At 47.4% G+C, this 22,921-nt stretch carries 22 protein-coding genes and 1 riboswitch; all 22 genes read left to right on the forward strand.

What is annotated here, in order from left to right:
* The first annotated feature begins 152 nt into the window (after window positions 1-152).
* The 22 genes from AC1DLI_RS28175 to AC1DLI_RS28280 all read left to right on the forward strand — a co-directional run bounded on the left by AC1DLI_RS28175 (window position 153) and on the right by AC1DLI_RS28280 (window position 22,578).
* Window positions 153-1,208 (forward strand): BMP family lipoprotein, encoded by a 1,056-nt coding sequence (locus tag AC1DLI_RS28175; RefSeq protein WP_477608064.1) that lies wholly within the window; start codon window positions 153-155, stop codon window positions 1,206-1,208.
* Between the two features lie 179 nt (window positions 1,209-1,387).
* On the forward strand, window positions 1,388-2,935 hold the full coding sequence (locus tag AC1DLI_RS28180) for an ABC transporter ATP-binding protein (protein WP_477608066.1): 1,548 nt from the start codon (window positions 1,388-1,390) through the stop codon (window positions 2,933-2,935).
* A gap of 5 nt (window positions 2,936-2,940) precedes the next feature.
* Window positions 2,941-4,023, forward strand: coding sequence for an ABC transporter permease (locus AC1DLI_RS28185; protein WP_477608068.1), 1,083 nt, complete (start codon window positions 2,941-2,943; stop codon window positions 4,021-4,023).
* 1 nt (window position 4,024) lies between these two features.
* Window positions 4,025-4,987, forward strand: a complete 963-nt coding sequence (locus AC1DLI_RS28190) for an ABC transporter permease (protein WP_477608070.1) — start codon at window positions 4,025-4,027, stop codon at window positions 4,985-4,987.
* Window positions 4,988-5,364: 377 nt separating this feature from the next.
* A complete protein-coding gene (nadA, locus tag AC1DLI_RS28195; RefSeq protein ID WP_183571296.1) occupies window positions 5,365-6,303 on the forward strand; it encodes a quinolinate synthase NadA in 939 nt (312 codons plus the stop codon).
* 131 nt (window positions 6,304-6,434) lie between these two features.
* Window positions 6,435-8,048, forward strand: coding sequence for an L-aspartate oxidase (gene nadB / locus AC1DLI_RS28200; RefSeq protein WP_477608100.1), 1,614 nt, complete (start codon window positions 6,435-6,437; stop codon window positions 8,046-8,048).
* A complete protein-coding gene (nadC, locus tag AC1DLI_RS28205) occupies window positions 8,041-8,925 on the forward strand; it encodes a carboxylating nicotinate-nucleotide diphosphorylase (RefSeq protein ID WP_477608073.1) in 885 nt (294 codons plus the stop codon). The genes nadB and nadC overlap by 8 nt, the downstream gene beginning before the upstream one ends.
* Window positions 8,922-9,695 (forward strand): type III pantothenate kinase, encoded by a 774-nt coding sequence (locus AC1DLI_RS28210; protein WP_308998613.1) that lies wholly within the window; start codon window positions 8,922-8,924, stop codon window positions 9,693-9,695. Before nadC ends, AC1DLI_RS28210 begins: the two co-directional genes overlap by 4 nt.
* The gene (gene hslO, locus AC1DLI_RS28215; protein ID WP_477608075.1) at window positions 9,695-10,600 is read left to right on the forward strand and encodes an Hsp33 family molecular chaperone HslO; all 906 of its coding nucleotides are present in this window, start codon (window positions 9,695-9,697) and stop codon (window positions 10,598-10,600) included. The genes AC1DLI_RS28210 and hslO overlap by 1 nt, the downstream gene beginning before the upstream one ends.
* A 17-nt stretch (window positions 10,601-10,617) precedes the next feature.
* Window positions 10,618-11,622 carry a peptidylprolyl isomerase gene (locus AC1DLI_RS28220; protein ID WP_477608077.1) on the forward strand — a complete coding sequence of 335 codons (1,005 nt, stop codon included), beginning with the start codon at window positions 10,618-10,620 and terminating at the stop codon, window positions 11,620-11,622.
* A gap of 128 nt (window positions 11,623-11,750) precedes the next feature.
* Window positions 11,751-12,689 carry a cysteine synthase A gene (gene cysK / locus AC1DLI_RS28225; RefSeq protein WP_477608079.1) on the forward strand — a complete coding sequence of 313 codons (939 nt, stop codon included), beginning with the start codon at window positions 11,751-11,753 and terminating at the stop codon, window positions 12,687-12,689.
* A gap of 112 nt (window positions 12,690-12,801) precedes the next feature.
* Window positions 12,802-14,406 carry an anthranilate synthase component I family protein gene (locus tag AC1DLI_RS28230; protein WP_477608081.1) on the forward strand — a complete coding sequence of 535 codons (1,605 nt, stop codon included), beginning with the start codon at window positions 12,802-12,804 and terminating at the stop codon, window positions 14,404-14,406.
* Window positions 14,403-14,984 carry an aminodeoxychorismate/anthranilate synthase component II gene (pabA, locus tag AC1DLI_RS28235; RefSeq protein WP_308998617.1) on the forward strand — a complete coding sequence of 194 codons (582 nt, stop codon included), beginning with the start codon at window positions 14,403-14,405 and terminating at the stop codon, window positions 14,982-14,984. Before AC1DLI_RS28230 ends, pabA begins: the two co-directional genes overlap by 4 nt.
* A complete protein-coding gene (gene pabC / locus AC1DLI_RS28240) occupies window positions 14,981-15,856 on the forward strand; it encodes an aminodeoxychorismate lyase (RefSeq protein ID WP_477608083.1) in 876 nt (291 codons plus the stop codon). Before pabA ends, pabC begins: the two co-directional genes overlap by 4 nt.
* A 63-nt stretch (window positions 15,857-15,919) precedes the next feature.
* Entirely contained in the window at window positions 15,920-16,768 is an 849-nt protein-coding gene (gene folP, locus AC1DLI_RS28245; RefSeq protein ID WP_477608085.1) for a dihydropteroate synthase, read from the forward strand.
* Between the two features lie 70 nt (window positions 16,769-16,838).
* Window positions 16,839-17,225: a dihydroneopterin aldolase gene (gene folB, locus AC1DLI_RS28250; RefSeq protein ID WP_477608087.1), complete on the forward strand. Its 387-nt coding sequence runs from the start codon at window positions 16,839-16,841 to the stop codon at window positions 17,223-17,225.
* Window positions 17,203-17,751, forward strand: coding sequence for a 2-amino-4-hydroxy-6-hydroxymethyldihydropteridine diphosphokinase (gene folK / locus AC1DLI_RS28255; protein WP_477608089.1), 549 nt, complete (start codon window positions 17,203-17,205; stop codon window positions 17,749-17,751). Before folB ends, folK begins: the two co-directional genes overlap by 23 nt.
* Window positions 17,703-17,915 (forward strand): helix-turn-helix domain-containing protein, encoded by a 213-nt coding sequence (locus tag AC1DLI_RS28260; protein ID WP_308998622.1) that lies wholly within the window; start codon window positions 17,703-17,705, stop codon window positions 17,913-17,915. The genes folK and AC1DLI_RS28260 overlap by 49 nt, the downstream gene beginning before the upstream one ends.
* A gap of 58 nt (window positions 17,916-17,973) precedes the next feature.
* On the forward strand, window positions 17,974-19,014 hold the full coding sequence (gene dusB, locus AC1DLI_RS28265) for a tRNA dihydrouridine synthase DusB (protein WP_477608092.1): 1,041 nt from the start codon (window positions 17,974-17,976) through the stop codon (window positions 19,012-19,014).
* A gap of 304 nt (window positions 19,015-19,318) precedes the next feature.
* Entirely contained in the window at window positions 19,319-19,795 is a 477-nt protein-coding gene (gene greA / locus AC1DLI_RS28270; RefSeq protein WP_076271320.1) for a transcription elongation factor GreA, read from the forward strand.
* 177 nt (window positions 19,796-19,972) lie between these two features.
* Window positions 19,973-21,481 carry a lysine--tRNA ligase gene (lysS, locus tag AC1DLI_RS28275; protein ID WP_477608094.1) on the forward strand — a complete coding sequence of 503 codons (1,509 nt, stop codon included), beginning with the start codon at window positions 19,973-19,975 and terminating at the stop codon, window positions 21,479-21,481.
* Window positions 21,482-21,676: 195 nt separating this feature from the next.
* Window positions 21,677-21,755, forward strand: a riboswitch (cyclic di-GMP riboswitch).
* Between the two features lie 13 nt (window positions 21,756-21,768).
* Window positions 21,769-22,578, forward strand: a complete 810-nt coding sequence (locus AC1DLI_RS28280; RefSeq protein WP_477608096.1) for a transglutaminase-like domain-containing protein — start codon at window positions 21,769-21,771, stop codon at window positions 22,576-22,578.
* Window positions 22,579-22,921: the final 343 nt, after the last annotated feature.

The following is a 22,921-nucleotide window of genomic DNA, read 5'->3' on the forward strand; positions in this document are numbered from 1 at the left end:
ATGGTTATATGTTACATAACCTTACATTAAATCATTGACGTTTATTTTTTTGTAACTATAATGAAATAATAGCGGCCAAGATCAGCAAGAATAAGAAGGTAAACAGGGGTTGCACAGCATTACCAAAACTCAGAGCAAGGGAGAGAACACGCATGAAAAAAACATTTAGCTTAATGCTTGTAATGATGATCTCGTTGACACTAGTGTTGTCGGCTTGCGGAGCGAAGAGTAACAATGAGGGCGGAGCAAACACAGGTACTAATGAGGGTACTAAAGTTGAATCCGATGGAACGGGTAAAGACTTTAAGATCGGTATGGTTACTGATGTAGGCGGCGTACATGACAAATCCTTCAACCAAAGCGCTTGGGAGGCTCTTGAGACCGTAAAAGCCGAGACGGGTGCTGCTACTAAGTTCTTGGAGAGTGAAGGCGAAGCCGATATGGAGCCGAACCTGAACAGCTTCGTTAAAGAAGGCTACAACCTGACTTGGGGTATCGGTTTCTTATTCAATGATGCGCTTAGCAAAGTAGCAAAAGAGAACCCTGATGCTAAGCTCGCTGTCATCGATAGTGTTATTGAAGCGCCAAACGTTGCTTCTATTACTTTCGCTGAGCATGAAGGTTCTTTCCTGGTTGGCGTTGTGGCGGGTCTTATGACCAAAACAAACAAAATTGGCTTTGTAGGCGGAATGGAAATTCCGGTTATCAAAAAGTTTGAAGCTGGCTTTAAAGCAGGCGTTGCTGCCGTTAAACCTGATGCTAAGGTTGAGGTAGATTATACTGGTGATTTTGGTAAGTCAGACCTTGGTAAATTGGCTGCTGCTACAATGTACGATGGCGGAGTGGATATTATTTTCCATGCAGCTGGCGGAACAGGTAACGGTGTATTTAATGAAGCAAAAGCCCGTAAGGATAATGGAGACGATGTATGGGTTATCGGTGTAGATAAAGACCAATCGTTAGAATTTGGTGATGAAATTACGCTTACATCGATGATGAAGGGCGTTGAAGCGGCGGTTCATAAAGTATCGAAAGATTTGATCGCCGGGAACTTTGCAGGCGGTACGACGCAAGAGCTTGGTTTGAAAGATGATGCTGTTGGTTTGCCGGAAACATCTAAAAAGAACGTTCCTGCTGATGTGCTTGCTAAAGTAGAAGAATACAAAGCAAAAATCGTTAGCGGCGAAATCAAAGTACCGACTGAATAGTTTTCACCATTCAATGGTATCCTTTGATTGAGGATCGTTTGTTGATGGATCAGACAAGACCGGCTTCGGCCGGTCTTTATTCATTTTTAACAAAAGAATCTATAAGTTTTCTCGCTTATCGGATTCTTAATTTGCGATTCATGTTTACATAGGGGTAAAAACCGGGGAGATGATGAAGAATGGACCGGAGCATAACAGCAGTAGAATTAAAAGGAATCACCAAACGGTTTCCTGGACTGGTTGCCAATGATTCCATCAATTTTGAATTGAAAAAAGGTGAGATTCATGCGCTGCTTGGCGAGAATGGGGCAGGAAAATCAACGCTTATGAACATCCTTTTTGGCCTTTATCAGCCAGATGAGGGTGAAATTTGGATTAACGGAAAACAGACCGTTATAGAGGGTGCCTCAAAGGCTATTGATCTAGGCATCGGCATGGTGCATCAGCATTTTAAGCTTGTGCAGCCGTTTACGGTATCAGAAAATATTGTACTTGGAAATGAGCCTGTAAAAGGGTTGAAAATTGACTACAAGCTTGCAAATGAGAAGGTTCGGACGATCTCCGAGCGTTATGGTCTGAAAGTAGATCCTCAGGCGCGAATTAAAGATATTACAGTAGGTATGCAGCAGCGTGTTGAGATACTAAAAACGTTATACCGCGGTGCGGAAATTGTTATTTTTGACGAGCCGACTGCCGTATTGACCGTTCAGGAAATCGAGGAGCTAATCGAGATTATTCGCAACCTGGCTGCGGAAGGCAAATCGATTATTATCATTACGCACAAATTGAAAGAGGTCATGGCGCTCGCAGACTCCGTAACTGTTATTCGACGCGGCAAGGTGATCAAAACCGTGACAACGAAAGAGACAAATGAGCAGCAGCTTGCGGAGCTGATGGTTGGCCGGGACGTTTCCTTTGAAGTTCAGAAAACAAAGCAAGAGCCTGGCGAGGTTATTTTATCGGTAGATGCTTTACAGATGAAGGGCGAACAAGGCAAAAATGCTTTGAATGGCGTTAGCTTTAATATCCGGGCCGGAGAAATTGTCGGGATAGCGGGAGTTGACGGCAACGGGCAAAGCGAGCTCATTTATGCGATTACAGGAATGCGTAAGGTTGATAGCGGCAGTGTAAAGCTGAACGGCCATGATATGACCAACCGTTCGCCGCGGCAAGTCTCGGTAGCCGGTGTAGGCCATATTCCAGAGGACAGGCATAAGCATGGCTTAGTACTCGACTTCAGCGTTAGTGAAAATATGATTTTAAACACATACTTCGAACCGGAGTTCGGAAGGTCGATGTTCATTGATTACAAAGCAATGGATGTGCTGTCCGATAAGCTCGTGAAGGAGTTTGACGTTCGATCATCGGGCATTCATACCCATGCGCGCGCGTTATCAGGAGGCAATCAGCAGAAGGCCATTATTGCGCGTGAGCTGCACAAGGATCCGGATTTGTTGATTGCCGTGCAGCCGACTCGCGGGTTGGATATCGGCGCTATTGAATATGTGCATAAACGGTTAGTCCAGGCCCGAAACGAAGGCAAAGCCATTTTGCTTGTATCCTTTGAGCTTGATGAGCTTTATGCCTTGTCTGATCGCATCGCGGTCATGTACGAGGGCAGGCTGATGGGTGAGGTTGATGCGGAACGCAGAGATGACCAGCAGCTTGGACTAATGATGGCAGGAAATAAATCTGCCGCAGCTGCTGCGGCAGAAGGGAGAGGATAGCGTACATGGAAACGTTGAAGAAAATATTTAACAAGTCGTCTATCCTCATACCGATCGTGGCAATTGTACTCGGCCTTATCATCGGGGCAATTGCGATGCTGGCGGGTGGGTATAACCCAATTTTAGCCTATACATCTTTGCTGGATAAGCTGTTTAGTTCTCCGTATAACATTGGCGAGGCGATCCGTGCGATTACGCCGTTGATCTTTACTGGACTTGCGGTATCGTTTGCATTCCGTACAGGGCTGTTTAATATCGGGGTAGAAGGCCAATTTGTAATGGGAATGACGGGAGCGACCATTGTAGGCGTGCTGCTCGATTTGCCTTGGTACATTCATGCTCCACTGGCCGTTGTTACAGGAGCCGTATTCGGTGGGTTATGGGCAGGCATAGCAGGGTATTTGAAAGCAAAACGCGGAGTTAATGAAGTTATTTCATCCATCATGCTGAACTGGATTGCGCTGTTTCTATCCAACTTTATCGTTGCGAAGTTCCTTGTTGAGAAGGGACAGCAGAAATCAATGCCGATTCATGAGTCTGCGATGGTAAAAATTGACTGGCTCGTTAAACTGATGGATAACGCTCGCATGCACTGGGGTACCATTATTGCCATCCTTTGCATCATTTTGTTCTATATTGTGCTTTGGCGCACAAAGCAGGGCTATGAGCTTCGCGCAGTCGGCCATAATCCAGATGCGGCCTTGTATGCGGGCATGAACGTGAATGTGACAATGGTCAAATCGATGTTTATTAGCGGTATATTTGCAGGACTCGGCGGCGTATTTGAAATTTTGGGCGTCTTCGGTAATCAGACCGTTATGGCTGCTTCACCTGGTTACGGTTTCGACGGCATTGCGGTAGCCCTTCTAGGCGGCAATACACCGATCGGGGTGCTTCTTGGCGCAATTCTATTCGGCGGACTTAGCTACGGCTCGGCAGGCATGAGCTTTGGTGCAGGAGTACCTCCCGAGGTTGTGCGAATTGTAATCGGCGCCGTTATTTTCTTCGTTGCTTCGCATGGATTAGTGAAGTGGTTCTTGAAGCCTTTTCTAAATAAACGTGCAAGCAAGCGGAAGGAGGCGGTGTAGAATGAACGTGCTCGAAGTCATTGGACAGCTTATTAATACAACGCTCGTGTTTTCCACCGCGCTTATCTTTGCGGCGCTTGGCGGGATGTACTCCGAGCGTTCAGGCGTCGTTAACATTGGACTAGAGGGCTTGATGGTGTCCGGCGCATTTGCAGCGGCAGTCGCTACTGAGTATGCCATACAAGCCGGTCTTGGGAATGCTTCGCCATGGATCGGGTTTATTGCGGCAGGCATATACGGTGTGCTGGTAGCGCTGTTGCATGCGATATCAACGATAACGTTCCGTGCCGACCAAACCGTAGTGGGTGTCGTTATTAATATTCTCTCGCTCGGCTTGTCACTCTACCTAACCAAAAGCTTGTATGAAGGTTCAGGACAAACGCCGCTTTTGGAAAATGTATTTCACAAATTGCAGATTCCTTTCTTATCGGAAATCCCTTTGCTCGGCAAAGCGATTTTCACCGCGTATCCAACGACTTATATCGTTATCGCGCTAGCTTTTATCAGCTACTTTGTCTTATTCCGAACGCCTTTCGGATTGCGTCTGCGCGCGGTTGGGGAGCATCCAAGCTCTGCGGATACTGTGGGTATCAGCGTTACGAAATATCGATACATCGGCGTGCTGCTCAGCGGCGCGCTGGCGGGTCTTGGCGGTGCGACGATTACGTTGACCACGACAAGCAGCTTTGCTCATAATACGATTTCGGGCCAAGGCTTTATCGCGCTGGCAGCACTGATATTCGGAAAGTGGAATCCGCTCGGCGTTGTTGGGGCCGCAATGTTCTTTGGTCTTGCGCAAGCGCTCAGAAGCTTTATGCAGCGGTTTGAATTCGCGCAGCAAATTCCGGCTGAGTTTTTCTACATGCTTCCATACGTTTTGACGCTCATCGTTTTGGCAGGCGCTGTCGGCCGCTCGAATGCTCCATCGGCACTTGGGCAGCCTTACGATCCTGCAAAGCGGTAGTCGTCCAAAAGTCTCTTTCCATAACGGAAAGAGGCTTTTTTTATTTATAGAGGTGTGAAACGAGTGCATTTGACGAAGAGGAAGGAGGGAGCTGTTTAAGCTTGTGCATTGCAAAAAAGGCGCGTTCACACCGAATGCTGCCCATATACGGCTATCAAAATAATTAATTTTAATTTGCTGCCCCAAAATGGCCTTTAATACATTGACAGTAGCATCTACCGCGTGTAAATTAAAACTTAATCAAATGAATTTATCCCTTTTGGTTTAAACTATAGGTAAGCGACTTTCTAAGTTTGTGCATCAATTCACAAAGTTGAGCTTGCCGTATAACGGAATGGGCATTATCCCCCATCCCTCATAAGAGGAGAGGATCTACTGTGGAAGCACTGGCACTGGAACGCAAGGCGGAGCAAAACCGAGAGCTGCGTGAACGGTTGTTACAGTTGAAGAAAGAACGGAATGCAATCATATTAGCCCATTATTACCAGCGTGATGAAATTCAAGAGGTTGCCGATTTCCGCGGGGACTCCTTTCTGCTTGCACAGAAGGCAGCTCAAACCGATGCCGATGTAATCGTATTTTGCGGCGTGCATTTTATGGGCGAGAGCGCAAAGATTTTGGCACCTAACAAGACGGTTATTATTCCCGATGAGCGTGCCGGCTGCCCGATGGCGGACATGGTGAGCGTGGATGGCTTACGCAAGCTGAAGGCTCAGCATCCAAATGCGAAGGTCGTCACTTACATTAACTCGTCTGCTGAAATTAAAGCGGAAACAGACATCTGCTGTACGTCTGCGAATGCGGTTAAAGTCGTCAATTCGGTAGAGGGTGACGAGGTCATCTGGGTACCGGACAAGAACCTTGGTCATTACGTGCAGCAGAATACCGATAAGAAAATGATTATCTGGGAAGGCTACTGCAACACGCATGACATGTTGACGGTAAAAGACGTTGAAGAAATGAAAGCGAAATACCCGAATGCGCAATTTGTCGTGCACCCGGAATGCCGCCCAGAAGTTGTTGAGCTAGGTGATTTTGTAGGCAGTACAACCGCTATCATTAAATATTGTAAAGAATCGGACTGCCAAGAGTTTATTGTCGGAACAGAGGATGGTACAGGCTACCAGCTTCGTTTAGACAGCCCGGGCAAAACGTTCCATTTTGCATCTAAATATTTGGTTTGCCCTAACATGAAGGTAAATAATTTGAAGAAGCTCGTTAAAGCGTTAGAGACGATGCAGCCTCAGATTTATGTACCGCCGCATGTTGCGGATCAAGCCCGTTTATCCTTGGAGCGCATGTTACTCGTGAAGTAATATGCGCTGCTCCTATGCTTGAAATATAAGATCGATAAGCTATACCTTTATTTATTGCTTATATTTCATTTAGAGACGTAAGCAGCCCAGCAAAAGGTCGGCATTTGCCGTTTACGCTTGGAGGAGCTATGATGATTCCCAGATATTTAGTCGATGTGCAGCTGAGTGAGCTGCCTGTTATTGAAAAAGATGTTATCGTTATCGGGGCCGGCATTGCCGGTCTTTTTACCGCTATTCGGGCAAGTGAAAACAACTCCGTCCTTATGATAACGAAAAAATCGCTGCTGGACAGCAACACGCGTTATGCCCAGGGCGGTATTGCCGCGGTTATTTCGGATGAGGATTCACCCGCATACCATAGGCAGGATACACTCGTAGCAGGCGCGGGCTTATGCTCCAATGAAGCAGTTGATGTACTGGTTCACGAAGGCCCTAAAGGAGTTCGCCGCTTGATCAAAATGGGAACGCAGTTCGATTTGGAAAATGGTGAATTTGCGCTTACGAAGGAAGGCGCGCATAGCCAGCGGCGTATTTTGCATGCCAATGGTGATGCAACCGGCTTCGAAATTGTACGAGCTCTTTCCGAAACGGCGGTAGCTAATCCGAAAATTGAGGTTTGGGATGATCATTTCGTTATCGATTTGGTTACGCAGGACGATGTTTGCTGCGGTGCCATCGTACAGAAGCCAAACGGTCAACGTTTGTTCGTCAAAGGTAAAGCGGTTATTCTCAGCTCGGGCGGTGCCGGTCAGCTGTATCGTTATACTACCAATCCTGAAGTTGCAACGGGAGACGGCATTGCAATGGCTTATCGCGCAGGCGCGTACATACAAGATGTAGAATTTATTCAATTTCATCCGACCTCGCTTTGTTATCCGGGTGCACCTAGATTTTTGATTTCGGAGGCTGTCCGGGGAGAGGGTGCGTATCTTCGTAATATTAAGGGAGAACGGTTCATGGAACGTTATCATGAGCAGTTAGAGCTTGCTCCCAGGGATGTCGTAGCGCGAGCGATCGTCAGCGAAATGGAAGAGACGAAGTCGACCTTTGTTTATATTGATATTACGCATGAATCGCCGGAAATGGTCAAGCATCGTTTTCCTACTATATATGAATACTGCTTGAGATACGGCTTGGACCTCACTTCGGACTGGATACCGGTAGCGCCGGCTATGCATTATATGATGGGCGGAGTGAAAACCGATCTAAATGGGGAAACAAATATTAAGCGTTTGTTCGCTTGCGGTGAGGTTTCTTCAACCGGCGTACATGGTGCCAATCGGCTTGCCAGCAACTCGCTTTCCGAAGCGATTGTTTTTGGCAGAAGAATTGTAAAGCGCATTGACGAGCTTCCAGGCCATTCGGTTAAGCCTACTATCGAGAATGAAATAGAGCGCAGCAGCACACCAATTCAGGCAGTTGTAGAAAGACGGCTTAAACTGCAAAAAATTATGGTGCGGTATGCAGGTCTGCGAAGAGATGCCAAGGGCCTTGAAAAAGGGCTTGAGGAATTGAAGCGGCAGCTGCCGATTTATCAATCGATACTAACAGAACGCGAAGAGTATGAATTTGCTAATCTGCTTACATGTGCGTTGCTGACTACGGAGGCTGCGCTCTCGCGCGAGGAAAGCCGCGGTGCGCATTTCAGGGAGGATTTCCCGGTTCGCGATGATGTGATGTGGAGAAAGCATACGGTGTTGCACCGTCTATATGGAATGACGGAGGAGCGAATAGAGGATGTTTGAATGGACGGCAGGAGGTTATGATACAGCAGTTCGCGAGCAAATTCGCGGCTGGCTGGCTGAGGATATAGGCAGCGGAGATATAACGACGGAGACGACGATCCCCAGGGATTCACGCTCGAAGGCTGTTATTCATGTAAAAGAAAGCGGCATTATCGCAGGACTTCCGATAGCGAAGCTTGTGTTTGAGGTTGTGGATTCATCGCTTGTATTCCTTCCGAATGTGCAGGACGGCGATCATGTAGATAAAGGAACGGTACTCGCTACAGTAGAAGGCAGCACGCACAGCTTGCTCATTGGCGAGCGTCTAGCGCTTAATTTGATGCAAAGGCTGTCAGGCATAGCGACCAAGACGCGCGCTTTTGTCGATGCGCTTGAGGAGCTGCCGGTTCGGCTAGTCGATACACGCAAAACAACGCCAGGACACCGTATGCTTGAGAAATATGCGGTACGCATAGGCGGAGGGGCCAACCATCGTTTTGGCTTATATGATGCCGTGATGATTAAGGATAATCATATAAAAGGCTCCGGCGGCATTCGCGCTGCGGTTGAAGCAGCTCGCCGCAAAATCCCGCATACCATGAAAATCGAAGTTGAGACGGAATCGCTTGAGCAAGTAAGCGAAGCATTGGCTTGCGGAGCAGATATCATTATGCTGGATAATATGGCTCCTGCACTGATGAAGGAAGCGGTTGCCCAAATAAAAGCGACCTCACCTCATGTCATTGTAGAAGCATCCGGCGGCGTTTCATTAGAGACGATTAAGGGTATTGCAGATTGTGGCGTGGACGTCATTTCGGTAGGCGGATTGACTTATTCCTTCCATGCGTTGGATATTAGCCTGGATTTGAATGCGAAGAAGGGTGGGGAACCGCTTTGATCCTCGTCATTGATGTCGGGAATACGAACATCGTACTTGGCATATACAAAGGAAAAGATCTGCTGCATCATTGGCGGCTAAGCACGAATCGTTCGGCGACGGTAGATGAATACGGCATAAATATTCATAATCTGTTTCATTATGCAGGCGTGAAGCTTGAGCAGATGGACGGTGTCATTATTTCCTCCGTCGTACCTCCTTTAATGCGAACTCTTGAGCAGCTATGCTTAAAATATTTACGCAAAACTCCCTTAGTCGTGGGTCCTGGCGTAAAAACCGGATTGAATATACGTTATGAAAACCCGCGTGAGGTGGGAGCGGACCGTATCGTGAATTCGGTGGCGGGTATCGTAAAATACGGTTCACCGCTTATTGTCGTTGATTTTGGAACGGCGACAACCTTTGATTATATCGATGAAGGCGGCAACTATCTCGGCGGCGCCATCGTGCCTGGCATCGGCATTTCAACAGAGGCGCTTTATCAGCGGGCCGCCAAGCTGCCGCGCATCGAGCTGGTTAAGCCGAAGAGCGTTATTGGCCGCAATCCGGTAACGTCGATGCAGGCTGGTATTATTTTTGGCTATGCAGGACAGGTGGATGGGATTGTGAAACGAATTCGTGAAGAATTCGGCGTTTCGCCGCGCGTGATCGCAACCGGAGGGCTGGCGGAGTTAATTGCCTCTGAATCGGAAACGATAGAAGAAGTCGATCCGCTGCTTACGCTTGAAGGCTTAAGAATTATATATGAACGCAATCAGGAGGGATTATGATGGACAATCAGCTGAAGGACGTGCTGGTGCGAGGGACGGCATGGAACGGTAAAATTCGAGTGTTCGCGGCTCGCACGACTCAGCTTGTTGAAGAGCTTCGTCAAAGGCATGGCACCTATCCAACGGCTACGGCAGCGCTAGGACGGACCTTGACGGCAGGTGCCATCATGGGAGCCATGCTGAAAGGGCAAGAAAAACTGACGATTCAAGTGAAGGGTGACGGGCCGATCGGTAAGATCGTCGTTGACGCTAATGCAGACGGGGAACTGCGGGGATACGTTGATCATCCGCAGGTGCACCTGCCCAGCAATGCGCAAGGCAAGCTGGATGTGGCAGGAGCAGTCGGACGCAGCGGACATCTTCATATTACAAAGGATCTAGGAATGAAGGAGCCTTATCGCGGCAGTATTCCGATCGTTTCGGGCGAGCTCGGTGAGGATTTTACTTATTATTTTGCGGTTTCGGAGCAAACGCCTTCCGCGGTAGGCCTAGGTGTTCTAGTCGATACAGATAATTCAGTGCTGCATGCTGGCGGATTCATCGTTCAACTTATGCCTGGATTAACAGACGAGGAAATCACAAGGCTCGAGCAGGCGGTTGGCACTATGCCTCCCGTGACGACACTGCTTGATCAAGGTAAAACACCTGAAGAATTGCTAAGCTGGATCGTAGGTGATAGCGATCTTCAGATTCACGATACAATGGATTTAAAATTTCAATGCTTTTGTTCCTCTGAGCGCGTGGAGCAGACGCTTCTCAGTTTGGGCGAGCATGAGCTGCAGCAAATTATTGAAGAAGACGGAAAAGCGGAAGTCGTTTGCCAATTTTGCAACGAAGTGTATACATTTGAACGGGCTCAGCTAGAGCTGCTGCTTGCTCAAGCGAAACCGAAGCCGATCCAATAATCGGAGGCAATAGGGGAATGAGGAAATACGAGTTGCTGAGGGCCGTTGTCATCCTTCAAGCCGTATGTATGGTTGTTTTAACGGTAGTCGTAGTCATAAAGGTGTGGCCGGGGAATGAGCGCCAGCTGGATCAACAGCCGCAAACGAGTGTTGGCAGCGAGGAGGATCTCGTTGACCCTAGCAAGCCAGGCCAAACGCCAGACGTGGATTCCCCTGCGTTAGGGGATGAACGGCGAGTTGTCGCTAGGGTAGGCAAGGAAATGATTACAGCGGCTGAACTGCAGAGTGAGCTTCAGAAGCAGTACGGGTCAGCCGTTTTGCGCACGCTAATGGTTCACAAAGCGATTGATTTGGAGGCAGCGGCTTCTGAGCTCAGCATTTCGGCGGAAGAGCAAAGCCGAGAGCTGGAGAAGATGGCCGAAGGCTATGAAAGCGAGTCGCGTTATTACGAAGTGATGCAGGAACAGCTTGGCATGAGCAAGGAGCAGGTACTGGAAGATCTTCGTTATCGRCTGCTGCTGGAGAAAATCGCCGTTCGCGGCATTGTCGTCTCGGATGAAGAGGTCGATCGTTATATTGCCGATCACCCGGAGGAGTTCGAAGCGCGAATACAGCTCCACCTGCAATGGATTAAGACGGAAACGGCAAAAGAAGCGGATACAGTGCTTGAGCTGCTTACAGACGGGGAAGATTTTGCAGAGCTTGCCCGCATGTATTCGATCGATTCCTTTACGGCAGATGCTGGCGGCGACCTCGGCGTAATTGATGAAGATGACCCGTTCTACGATCATGAAATGCTGGAAACGGCTAGCCGGCTGCAGATTGCCGAGATGGCTGGTCCCCTAAAGGTTGATGGAGGCTTTGCGGTCATTCGGCTCATCGAACGCCAAATGACAACGAATATAACAGGAAGCAGGCTGCATGATGCCGTTCGCAAGCAGCTGGCACTGGAGCGAGCTGACTCGCTGACAGAAATGGAAGATGAGCTGCTGAATAAATATGATGCGGTGAAAACTGAATAGCGACCCGCATGGGTTAGGTTTTCAGTGGAGTGATAAAGTCACTATTGACAACGGATGCAAGACATTGATAAGATGGAATTAGTGAAAATACCAACTGAATTAGTCGGAATAAGGAGGCAGTTATTTCCATGGCCAAAATTGTGCAAAGTATTCTAGATCTTATCGGTGATACTCCGCTTGTTCGTTTAAATCGTCTTGTACCTGAAGGCAGTGCTGAAGTTTATGTTAAACTTGAATACCAAAATCCAGGTGCAAGCGTAAAAGACCGTATTGCAATCAGCATGATCGAGGTGGCTGAGCAAGAAGGAATCATTAAACCGGGCGATACTATCATTGAGCCTACCAGCGGCAACACAGGAATCGGACTAGCACTCGTAGCAGCTGCAAAAGGCTACAAGGCTATTCTTGTTATGCCTGAAACAATGAGCATCGAGCGTCGCAACCTGCTTCGCGCTTACGGCGCAGAGCTTGTGCTTACGCCGGGCTCAGAGGGTATGAACGGTGCCGTTCGCAAAGCGGAAGAGCTTGCCGCTGCGAACCCTAACTATTTCTTGCCGCAGCAATTCAAAAACCAAGCAAACGTTAAGATTCACCGCGAAACGACAGGTCCTGAAATCGTTGAAGCGATCAACTCCCTTGACGGCAAGTTGGATGCATTTGTTGCCGGTATCGGTACTGGCGGTACGATCTCCGGTACGGGTGAAGTTCTTAAGAAAAACTTTGACGGAATCAAAATTTATGCGGTAGAACCTGCGGCTTCTCCAATTCTTTCTGGAGGCAAGCCAGGCGCTCACAAAATTCAAGGTATCGGCGCTAACTTTGTACCTSATATTTTGAACCGTGAAATTTATGACGCTGTTATTACGATCGAGAACGAAGATGCGTTTGAATACGCTCGTCGCGCAGCGAAAGAAGAAGGCATCCTTTGCGGTATCTCTTCGGGCGCAGCGATCTATGCGGCATTGCAAGTTGCAAAAGAGCTTGGCGCAGGCAAACGTGTAGTTGCGATCGTTCCAAGCAACGGCGAACGTTACCTTTCCACTCCGTTGTTCAACTTCGAAAACTAATTTTTATTACCTATAGCGGACGCCTTTCATTCCTCGGAATGGAAGGCTTTCTTTTTAGCTTGCTATTCTGTATACTGAGCAAAATAAGTCAAGTTATCGGGGGTCGAAGGTGATGGTCACCGCTTTGGAGCAATGGACTCGGTGGCACGCCGAACGGAAGTTTACAACGCTGCCGCTAGTTAAGGAATTACCCTTCCATCTTGAAAACAGGGCAGGCGTCGCATCATGGGAAGAGGTATGGCAGGATGCGTCACCATACGCTTTTGTGCTAGAGAGCGGCAAGGACGGTCGTTATACATATTTGGGCTTGCACCCTGACGCGATTATACGGGGTAAGGGCTCATCTGCCGAGTCGGTTGCGTTTCAGTCGTTAGAGGAGCACAGCAGGCGTCATTGGGACGGAAAGCCTCTTGAAGTAGTACGGGAATGGATGAGTGGGCTGATCGGGCCAAGGCTGGTGGGCGGACCAAAATGGATCGGCGGCTGCGTCGGGTTTTGGAGCTACGACATTATACGTTCTATTGAACGTTTGCCGGAGCTAGCCTTGGATGACCCGAGCATACCGGATTATTTGTTTATGCAAATAAACGAGCTTTGGATCATTGATCATGTCGAAGCTAAGGTGTACTGTGCAGTTCATACAAGGGTTGAGCAAGATGCCGATGAAGAAGCGTTAAGCGCTGCTTATGAACGCGCATTGTCCAAAGCGGAAGGTATGACCGATTATTGGTTAACTTGGTTTGATGAAGAACAAGCCAAAGAAAAAGCGGCTGTGCTTCGAGCGAAGCGCCAGGTTTTACTGGAGGATGACCAGCTGCAAATGGATGTCGCTTCACTCTCTGACGTTACTTCTCCTTTCTCGAAGGAAGCGTACATGGAGGCGGTTCGCCGTATACAGCGATATATTGAGCAAGGCGATGCCTTTCAAGTGAATTTGTCCGTAAGGCAAAGCAAGGAAGTGACGGCCTCGCCCGAAGAGCTGTATGAGTGGTTGAGATTGGTTAACCCTTCGCCTTATATGGGGTTTCTACGCTGTCCTGACTTCCAGCTCGTATCTGCCTCGCCGGAGCTGCTCGTTGAGCTGCAAGAGAGCAAGCTTGTTACAAGGCCGATTGCCGGGACGCGGAGACGTGGACGTACCGAAGAGGAAGATCAGCGGCTGGCTGACGAACTTCTCTCGAATGAGAAGGAACGAGCAGAGCATATCATGCTAGTGGATTTGGAGAGAAATGATCTGGGCCGCATATCTGCCTACGGCACGGTTAAGGTCGAGGAGCTTATGGTTATTGAACAATACTCGCATGTCATGCATCTTGTCTCACAGGTGGAAGGCATACTAAGCGCCGGCAAGGATGCGTATGATGTCATTTCGGCTACATTCCCTGGCGGAACCATTACCGGAGCGCCGAAGATCCGCACAATGGAAATCATTGAGGAGCTTGAGCCAACAAGGCGGGGTCCCTATACAGGATCACTCGGCTGGATTGACTACAATGGGGATATGGAATTTAATATAATTATTAGAACAATGGTACTGCAGGATGGAATCGTTCATATTCAAGCGGGAGCAGGTATCGTTATCGATTCTGACCCAGAGCGAGAATACAAAGAATCCTTGAACAAGGCAAAGGCGTTATGGAAGGCCATTCAGTACAGCGAGCGGTTTGCTGCGCATGACGGTGCGGCAGTACCGGATAAAGGGGGAGCCTTAACATGATACTGGTAATCGATAACTATGATTCATTCACGTACAATTTAGTGCAGTATTTGGGTGAGCTTGGCGAAGAAATTATAGTAAAACGCAATGATGAAATCGATTTGGCAGGGATCGAAGAACTGGCGCCCGACCATATTTTGATATCACCGGGACCTTGCTCACCGAATGAAGCAGGCATAAGCCTTGCACTCATTGAGCATTTTAAAGGGCAAATCCCAATTTTCGGTGTTTGTCTGGGCCATCAATCGATTGGACAGGCTTTCGGAGGCGAGGTTGTTCGCGCTGAGAAGCTGATGCACGGCAAAACGTCCGCGATTCATCACAATGAAAAATCGATATTCGCTGGAATGCCGTCACCGTTTACCGCTACGCGTTACCACTCTCTTATCGTGCGCCGTGAGACATTGCCAGATTGCTTGGAAATTACAGCGGAAACAGACGAAGGTGAAATTATGGGCTTGCGTCATAAGGAATACCCGATTGAAGGCGTGCAATTCCACCCTGAATCGATTATAACGGAGCATGGCCTTACGATGCTTCGTAATTTCTTGCAAAATCGGACGGGCGCAGTGCGATGAAAATCGGACTGAATGGCTCTGTATTGGATGCAAGCGAAGCCGTGATCTCAGTTTATGATCACGGTTTTTTGTACGGCATGGGTTTATTTGAAACGTTTCGCACGTATGGCGGGATACCTTACTTATTGGATCGGCATTTGAGTCGATTGCACTCAGGATGCGAACAGCTCGGTATTAGGTATCAGCCGGATCTTGAGCAGATCAAGGGCTTGGTGAACGAATTGCTAGCGGTGAACGGGCTCAATGATGGTTATGTTCGCTTGACCGTCAGCGCAGGGGAAGCAGAGCTGGGCTTGCCCACAGGCGATTACGAGAAGCCAAACGTGCTGATGCTAGTAAAAGTCTTGCCTCCCGTCAATGATGAGGTTCATATGCGCGGACGGGAGCTGCGGCTTTTAAATACGCGGCGGAACACGCCGGAGGGTGATGTTCGCTACAAGTCTCTCCATTATATGAACAATATTATTGCGAAGCGGGAGCTGCTGGCAAGCCAGGCGTCGGCAGGAGCCGAGGGACTGATGCTGAATCGTGAAGGTTGGTTGGCAGAGGGAATCGTCAGTAACTTGTTTTTTGCGAAGGATAACGTGATTTTTACGCCAGCCATTTCTACCGGCATATTGCCAGGCATTACGCGTGAGCGGGTGTTGGAGCTTGCTGGAGGAGCGGGCTACCGTACGGAAGAGGGGCTATACAGCTGGGAGAATCTGCAGGATGCTGATGAGATTTGGCTTACCAATTCGATTCAGGAGCTTGTTCCTGTCACGAAATTATCAGATGCCAGTGGAAAAATTACGGTTGTGAGCGAAGGTGAAGCGGGAGCTCTGACGAGGCTGTTGCTTGCGGAATATCGACAAACTACGAGCGTTGAATAGGATGCAGAGTTTTGACAACTATGCAATTGAAGAAAGAAAACAATGAAGGGTGGAGGCCGTACAATGGATCAACGACCTGTTTTCTATAAAAGAACATATGATTTTGAAGGCGGAACGAAGCTGGAGCTAGGTGATCGTACGCTTATTATGGGTATTTTGAACGCTACTCCGGATTCTTTCTCGGATGGGGGACGTTACACGAACGTAGCGGATGCTGTTGCGCACGCTGAAGCGATGGTAGAAGACGGTGCTGATATTCTTGACATAGGGGGAGAATCGACACGGCCCGGCTTTGAACCGGTAGGTTTGGAAGAAGAGCTCAAACGCATCCTTCCCGTTGTTCGCGCAGTGCGCCAGGCACTACCGCATATTCCGCTCTCCATTGATACGTATAAAGCGGAAACGGCTCGCCAAGCCTTAGAGGCCGGCGCACATATCATTAATGACATCTGGGGTCTAAAGGGTGATCCTAATATGGCTGCGGTTGTCGCAGAGTATAGATGTCCGGTCATTATCAACCACAATCGTCATGCGAGAGACTATAACGACCTTGTTCCAGATGTGCTTTCTGATTTGCAAGGAAGCGTCAGCTTGGCGCATGCAGCAGGAATAGAAGAGGATCAGATATGGCTTGATCCAGGTATCGGCTTTGCCAAAACCCACGAAGAAAACTTAGAGATGCTCGGACGTCTATCTGAGCTGGCAGCGCTCGGTTATCCGGTACTCCTTGGCACCTCGCGCAAGAGGTTTATTAAGCAGACGCTGAATTTGCCTGTTGACGAGCTTGTTGAAGGGACGGCTGCGACCGTCGTTCTCGGAATTGCGCATGGCTGCCAAGTTATGCGGGTGCATGATGTGCGCGCAATCAAACGCGCCGCGCTCATGACGGACGCGATATTATATCGCAGCTAAACGGATGCTGCTGCGCTTAAGGGCGGCTAATCATCATTAGTAATGTTACACTGCCAGGGGAGTGACGATAATGGATAAGATGATCATAAAAGGGATGAAGTTTTACGGCTATCACGGCGTTTTTCCCGAAGAGAATAAGCTTGGCCAAAAATATTACGTGGATATCGAGCTTGATATGGATTTAGAGCAGGCTGCCGTAACGGATGATTTGAACTGCACGGTTAATTATGCTGAAATACACGCTCTTGCTAAAACGATTGTAGAGGGCCCGCCTTTTAAGCTTATCGAGGCTTTAACAGGTCACATTGCAACACGTGTACTGGAAGTTTATACTATGGTAAATGAAGTGACGGTTCGAGTAACCAAGCCGAACCCGCCGTTTGATATTCATTTTGACGGAGTTACGGTGGAACTGCGCAGAAAGCGGGACGTTGATGGACGAACAATACCCGCTTAATGGGGCAGAGGCATATATTGCATTAGGCTCTAACATGGGCGATCGTGAACAACTGCTGCTTACAGCGATTGGAATGATTGATGAACACCCGAATATTGATGTAATCAAAGTATCCGGCATGTATGAGACGGATCCCGTAGGATATACGGATCAACCGCCTTTTCTCAATATGACACTAGCTTTACGCACCACTCTTTCCCCATTATTACTGTTGAGGCAGCTTCTGGATTTCGAGCAGAAATTAGGAAGAGTTCGACAAATACGTTGGGGACCTAGAACCATTGACCTTGATCTGCTCCTATACGATAATGTCAGAATGGATCAAGAGGAACTAACCTTGCCGCATCCGCGCATGATGGAGCGGGCGTTTGTACTTGTGCCGTTGCATGATGTTTTGGATCAATCGCATCATCTGCAGGCAGAAGTAAGCGCAGCGTCTAAGGCGGCGCTTCTGGATGGAAAGGAAGGCATCACGTTATGGAAAACAATCAATTGGCGCAGCGCGTCAGAGCCTTTCGAAAGCTGAAGGGATATACTCAGCAGGAGCTGGCCAAGGAGCTTGGTGTGTCGGTAGCTGTTCTCGGCTCATTAGAACGCGGAACAAGGAAAACAGATCCGAAGCTGCTAAGTCATATAGCCAAAACGCTAGGAATCAGTTACGAGGAATTAATGTCTGATGATCGTGAATAATGATTTTTATCTTATTTGATAAGAACAATAAACAATTAGAAGAGGAGCAAGGAGCGACATGCTGAAAATCGGAGACATCGAGATGAAGAACAGAGTAGTGCTAGCGCCGATGGCAGGCGTGTGCAACCCTGCTTTTCGATTGATTGCCAAAGAGTTTGGAACGGGTCTTGTATGCGCGGAGATGGTGAGCGACAAGGCGATTTTACATGGTAACAAAAGAACGCTTGAAATGCTGTTTGTCGATGAGCGGGAGAAGCCGCTTAGTCTACAAATATTCGGCGGTGACCGTGAGTCGCTGGTTGAAGCGGCAAAGGTCGTCGATCAGCAAACCAATGCGGATATTATTGATATAAACATGGGCTGTCCGGTACCGAAGGTGACGAAGTGCGATGCGGGTGCCCGCTGGTTGCTGGATCCTAACAAGATTTATGAAATGGTCTCGTCCGTTGTGGATGCGGTTAAGAAGCCCGTAACGGTAAAAATGCGCATTGGCTGGGATGACCAGCACATTTACGCAGTTGAGAATGCCCGTGCTGTTGAACGCGCAGGCGGGAAAGCTGTAAGTGTGCACGGACGTACACGCGAGCAATTGTATACAGGCAAGGCCAATTGGGACATCATAAAAGATGTCAAAGAAGCGGTATCAATTCCCGTAATAGGCAATGGCGACGTTTTTTCGCCAGAGGATGCCAAGCGCCTGCTTGATCACACTGGCTGCGACGGCGTTATGATTGGACGCGGAGCCTTAGGCAACCCGTGGATGCTCTATCGGACCATTCAATATTTGACGAACGGCGAACTGCTTAGCGATCCAACGCCGCGTGAGAAATTAGAAGTAGCTATTTTGCATCTCGATCGTTTAGTGGCATTGAAGAACGAGGCGGTTGCGGTACGCGAGATGCGCAAGCACCTGGCATGGTATCTAAAGGGACTTCCAGGCGGCGCTCGCGTAAAAGATGTCATTATGGAAGAAACCGGCCGTGACCCGATGGTAGCCATCTTGGAAAATTACGTGAGGTCACTGGAAGAGGATGAAGAATTCCAAGCTGCTTCACATGCAAGCGGAGAATCAGGAGCTGCAGAAGAGGTCGCTTACTAAAATACACATACACCGGTTAAGGGCAATTATCCTGGATCGCCAGACAACCGACACCATTCGACAAAAGCCGCTATCAAGCGGCTTCTGCTTCAATTTCAAAAAATGAAACGGTTTCAATGKGTCGTTTGGCTTTGATTGACATTCAGGGTACCTTTGCAATATAATCGTGCAATATAATCTAACGAACACATCAAGAGCGCTTCAAACAACAGTAGGTATGAGGATCAAGAAGCGTAATATATTAGGTATCAGTGAATTCATACAAGGTATGAAAAATTAGTCACATGACAGGAGAATCGGAAAGATGAACGATAAGCAAATCATTCTGACTCAAGAAGGGCTGCGTAAGCTCGAAGATGAATTAGAAAACTTGAAATCGGTCAAGCGTCGTGAGGTTGCTGAACGTATTAAAGTAGCTATCGGCTATGGTGATATAAGTGAAAACTCGGAGTACGAGGATGCGAAGAATGAGCAAGCATTTATCGAAGGCCGCGTTCTTACCCTTGAGAAAATGCTGCGCAATGCGCGTATTATAAATAATGATGACATTGATATTGATACTGTAAGCATCGGTTCGATTGTTACGGTTGAAGATATGGAATATGGCGATACAATGGATTATTCTATTGTAGGTACAGCGGAAGCTGATCCTTTGCAAAACAAGATCTCAAATGAGAGCCCGGTTGGCAAAGCGATTTTGGGCAAGAAAAAGGGAACAGTTGTCGAAGTTAGCGTACCCGTCGGCATCATTCAATACAAAATTCTCGATATCAAAAAATAAGGTTTGCTATGTGCGGATCAGAAAGCTTCCTTGTGGGAAGCTTTTTGATCGTTTAAAATATAAGAACGTATATTTCATATGGATACAGGGCTTATATTTTATCGGGAAACGAGTTTTTGCCGCAACAATCCGGCGACAGCCGCTTACGCTTGCCGAATGATCAAGGAGATGAAAGAAGTGGAACATGAAAACAATGAGCAGGAGCTAAGTGAGCTCTTGCAAATTCGCAGAGACAAACTAGACGAGCTTAGAGGACTAGGCGTGGATCCTTTTGGACGGAAGTTCGAACGTACTCATAACGCCAAAGATATTGTGCAGGCACATGAAGGGCACAGCAAAGAAGAGCTGGAAGGTCAAGCTGTGACCGTTCGTATTGCGGGACGCATTATGCAAAAACGCGGTATGGGTAAAGCCGGCTTTGCTACGATTCAGGATTTGAGCGGCAGAGTTCAAATTTACGTTCGTAAGGATACTGTCGAAGAGCATAAATTTGCCGCATTCGATTTACTTGATATTGGCGATATTATTGGCGTGGTGGGCGTCGTATTCAAAACGAATACAGGCGAAGTGTCGGTCAAAGCGCATGATATTGAAGTATTGACGAAATCGCTGCTTCCTTTGCCTGATAAATATCACGGACTAAAGGATGTAGAGCTTCGCTACCGCCAACGTTATGTTGACCTTATCGTGAATCCGGACGTACAGCAAACCTTCATTACTCGTTCCAAAATCATTCAATCCATGCGTCGCTATTTGGATTCCCGCGGGTATCTGGAGGTAGAAACGCCGACTTTGCATTCCATTGCAGGCGGTGCTGCTGCAAGGCCATTCGAAACGCATCATAATGCGCTCGACATGCAGCTTTACATGCGTATTGCAATCGAGCTTCATTTGAAGCGTCTAATCGTGGGCGGTTTGGAGAAGGTGTATGAAATCGGACGTGTGTATCGGAATGAAGGGATTTCGACGCGACACAATCCAGAATTCACAATGATTGAACTGTATGAGGCTTATGCTGACTACAAGGATATTATGGCACTAACCGAAAACGTCATTGCACATATCGCGCAAGAAGTACTCGGCACAACGAAAATCACTTATCAAGGCCAAGAAATTGATTTAACTCCACAGTGGCGCCGTGTTTCCATGGTTGAACTTGTTAAAGAAACGACTGGCGTTGATTTTGGTGTCGAGATGAGTGATGAAGAAGCACAGCGCTTGGCGAAAGAGCATAAGGTTGCGGTTGACCCGCATATGACATTTGGTCATATTCTAAATGCCTTTTTCGAACAATTCTGCGAGCACACGCTTATTCAGCCGACTTTCGTAACCGGACATCCTGTTGCGATCTCCCCTCTTGCGAAGAAGAGCGAGGCAGATCCTAGGTTTACAGATCGTTTTGAGCTATTTATTGTGGCGCGTGAACATGCCAATGCCTTTACAGAGCTTAATGATCCGATTGATCAACGTGAGCGGTTCGAATCGCAGCTTGTTGAACGTGAGCATGGCAATGATGAGGCGCATGAGATGGATGAAGACTTTATTCGCGCACTGGAATACGGCATGCCGCCAACAGGTGGACTTGGGATCGGTATCGACCGATTAATTATGCTCCTTACAGATGCACCATCCATTCGCGACGTTCTGTTGTTCCCTCATATGAGAGATCAGCGCTCTGCCGAATAAGTATTAATAAAAGAACCGCCGGCTTTCAACTGCAGGCGGTTCTTTTTGTTTTTATTGGAGGTTTCTGCGGCAGCAACTCTTGAAAACTACCAAAATATGATAATTTTTTGGGCAAATCTATTGATATAATAGATTCATATGGTATATTAGAACTAATATTAGACCTAACGCAAATAATGAGTTGCATAAAGCTTCACACGATAATGGCAAACCTATCGAAAGGTAGGGACGCAAAGCTAAAGGGCCTTCCGAAAGATGGCAGCCAGCTACCGAAAGGAGTTTTTTTTATGCGTAAATTTATTTTAATAATCGCAGCCTTTGTACTTTTCGCGTCTATTAATGTGACACCAGCACATGCGAGTGAAGCAGATGCAGCGGCGTGGCTAAATACAACTAATCTTAATAATGGTGTTGTCGCAGTTGATTACCCGGTCAATGCCAAAGTGAAAACGAAGCTTATGATTGCTAAGGGCCAAACAAACTATACATATAACCTGACTGCCGGGAAAATTTCAGAACAATTTCCACTGCAGCTAGGCAATGGACAATATACGATTTCGGTTTTAGAGAACGCATCTGGTAACAAGTATAAGCTCGTGGCTAAACAAACCGTCACTCTTAGTTTAAAGGATAGTAAGGTATTATATTTGAATTCCATTCAAAACATCAGTTGGACGAATACTAGCAGCGCCATTGTGAAGGCAAAGGAACTGGCGAAAAACAAAAAGACAGATATGGAGAAAGTAAAAGCTGTCTACAATTACATCATTACAAACATTAATTACGATAATCAATTGGCGGCCAATCTTTCGGTGGATTACCTTCCGAACATCGATCGCACATTTAAAACAAAAAAAGATATTTGCTACGGTTATGCAGCCTTGTTTGCGGGCATGCTTCGCAGCTTGGATATTCCAACTAAGCTAATGATGGGGAAATCGCAATATGTAGATGTCTATCACGCATGGAACGAAATCTATTTGGATGGCAAATGGGTTACGATAGATACGACTGTAGATGCGGGTCTGAAGAAGGGCAATAAAAAGTTCGAACTGATTAAAGATGCTTCGAAATATACGGTTGCTAAACAATACTAAAAAGCTAACTAATAACGAGCATGCGATTAGACGCATTGCTCGTTATTTTATTTCTTTCTTCATTATATACAAGTTTAGTAATTCATTATTTAAGCCAGATGAAGCAGCAATTAGAGGTCGAAAAACTTTTTTTATTGTTTTATAAAAAAGTACTTGCATTGTAATAGGCGAACATGATATATTATCTAGGTCGACAACGAGACACACGGCCGACACGAAAGAAAAGATTGCTCTTTGAAAACTGAACAACGAGTAATAACTGCCTCGCAAATCCTTCGGGATAAGCGAAAAAGCGATAAAAAGTAATGAGCATTTCAAACACCAATTTGGAGAGTTTGATCCT

It is taken from the genome of Paenibacillus sp. 01T443 (assembly GCF_056398325.1).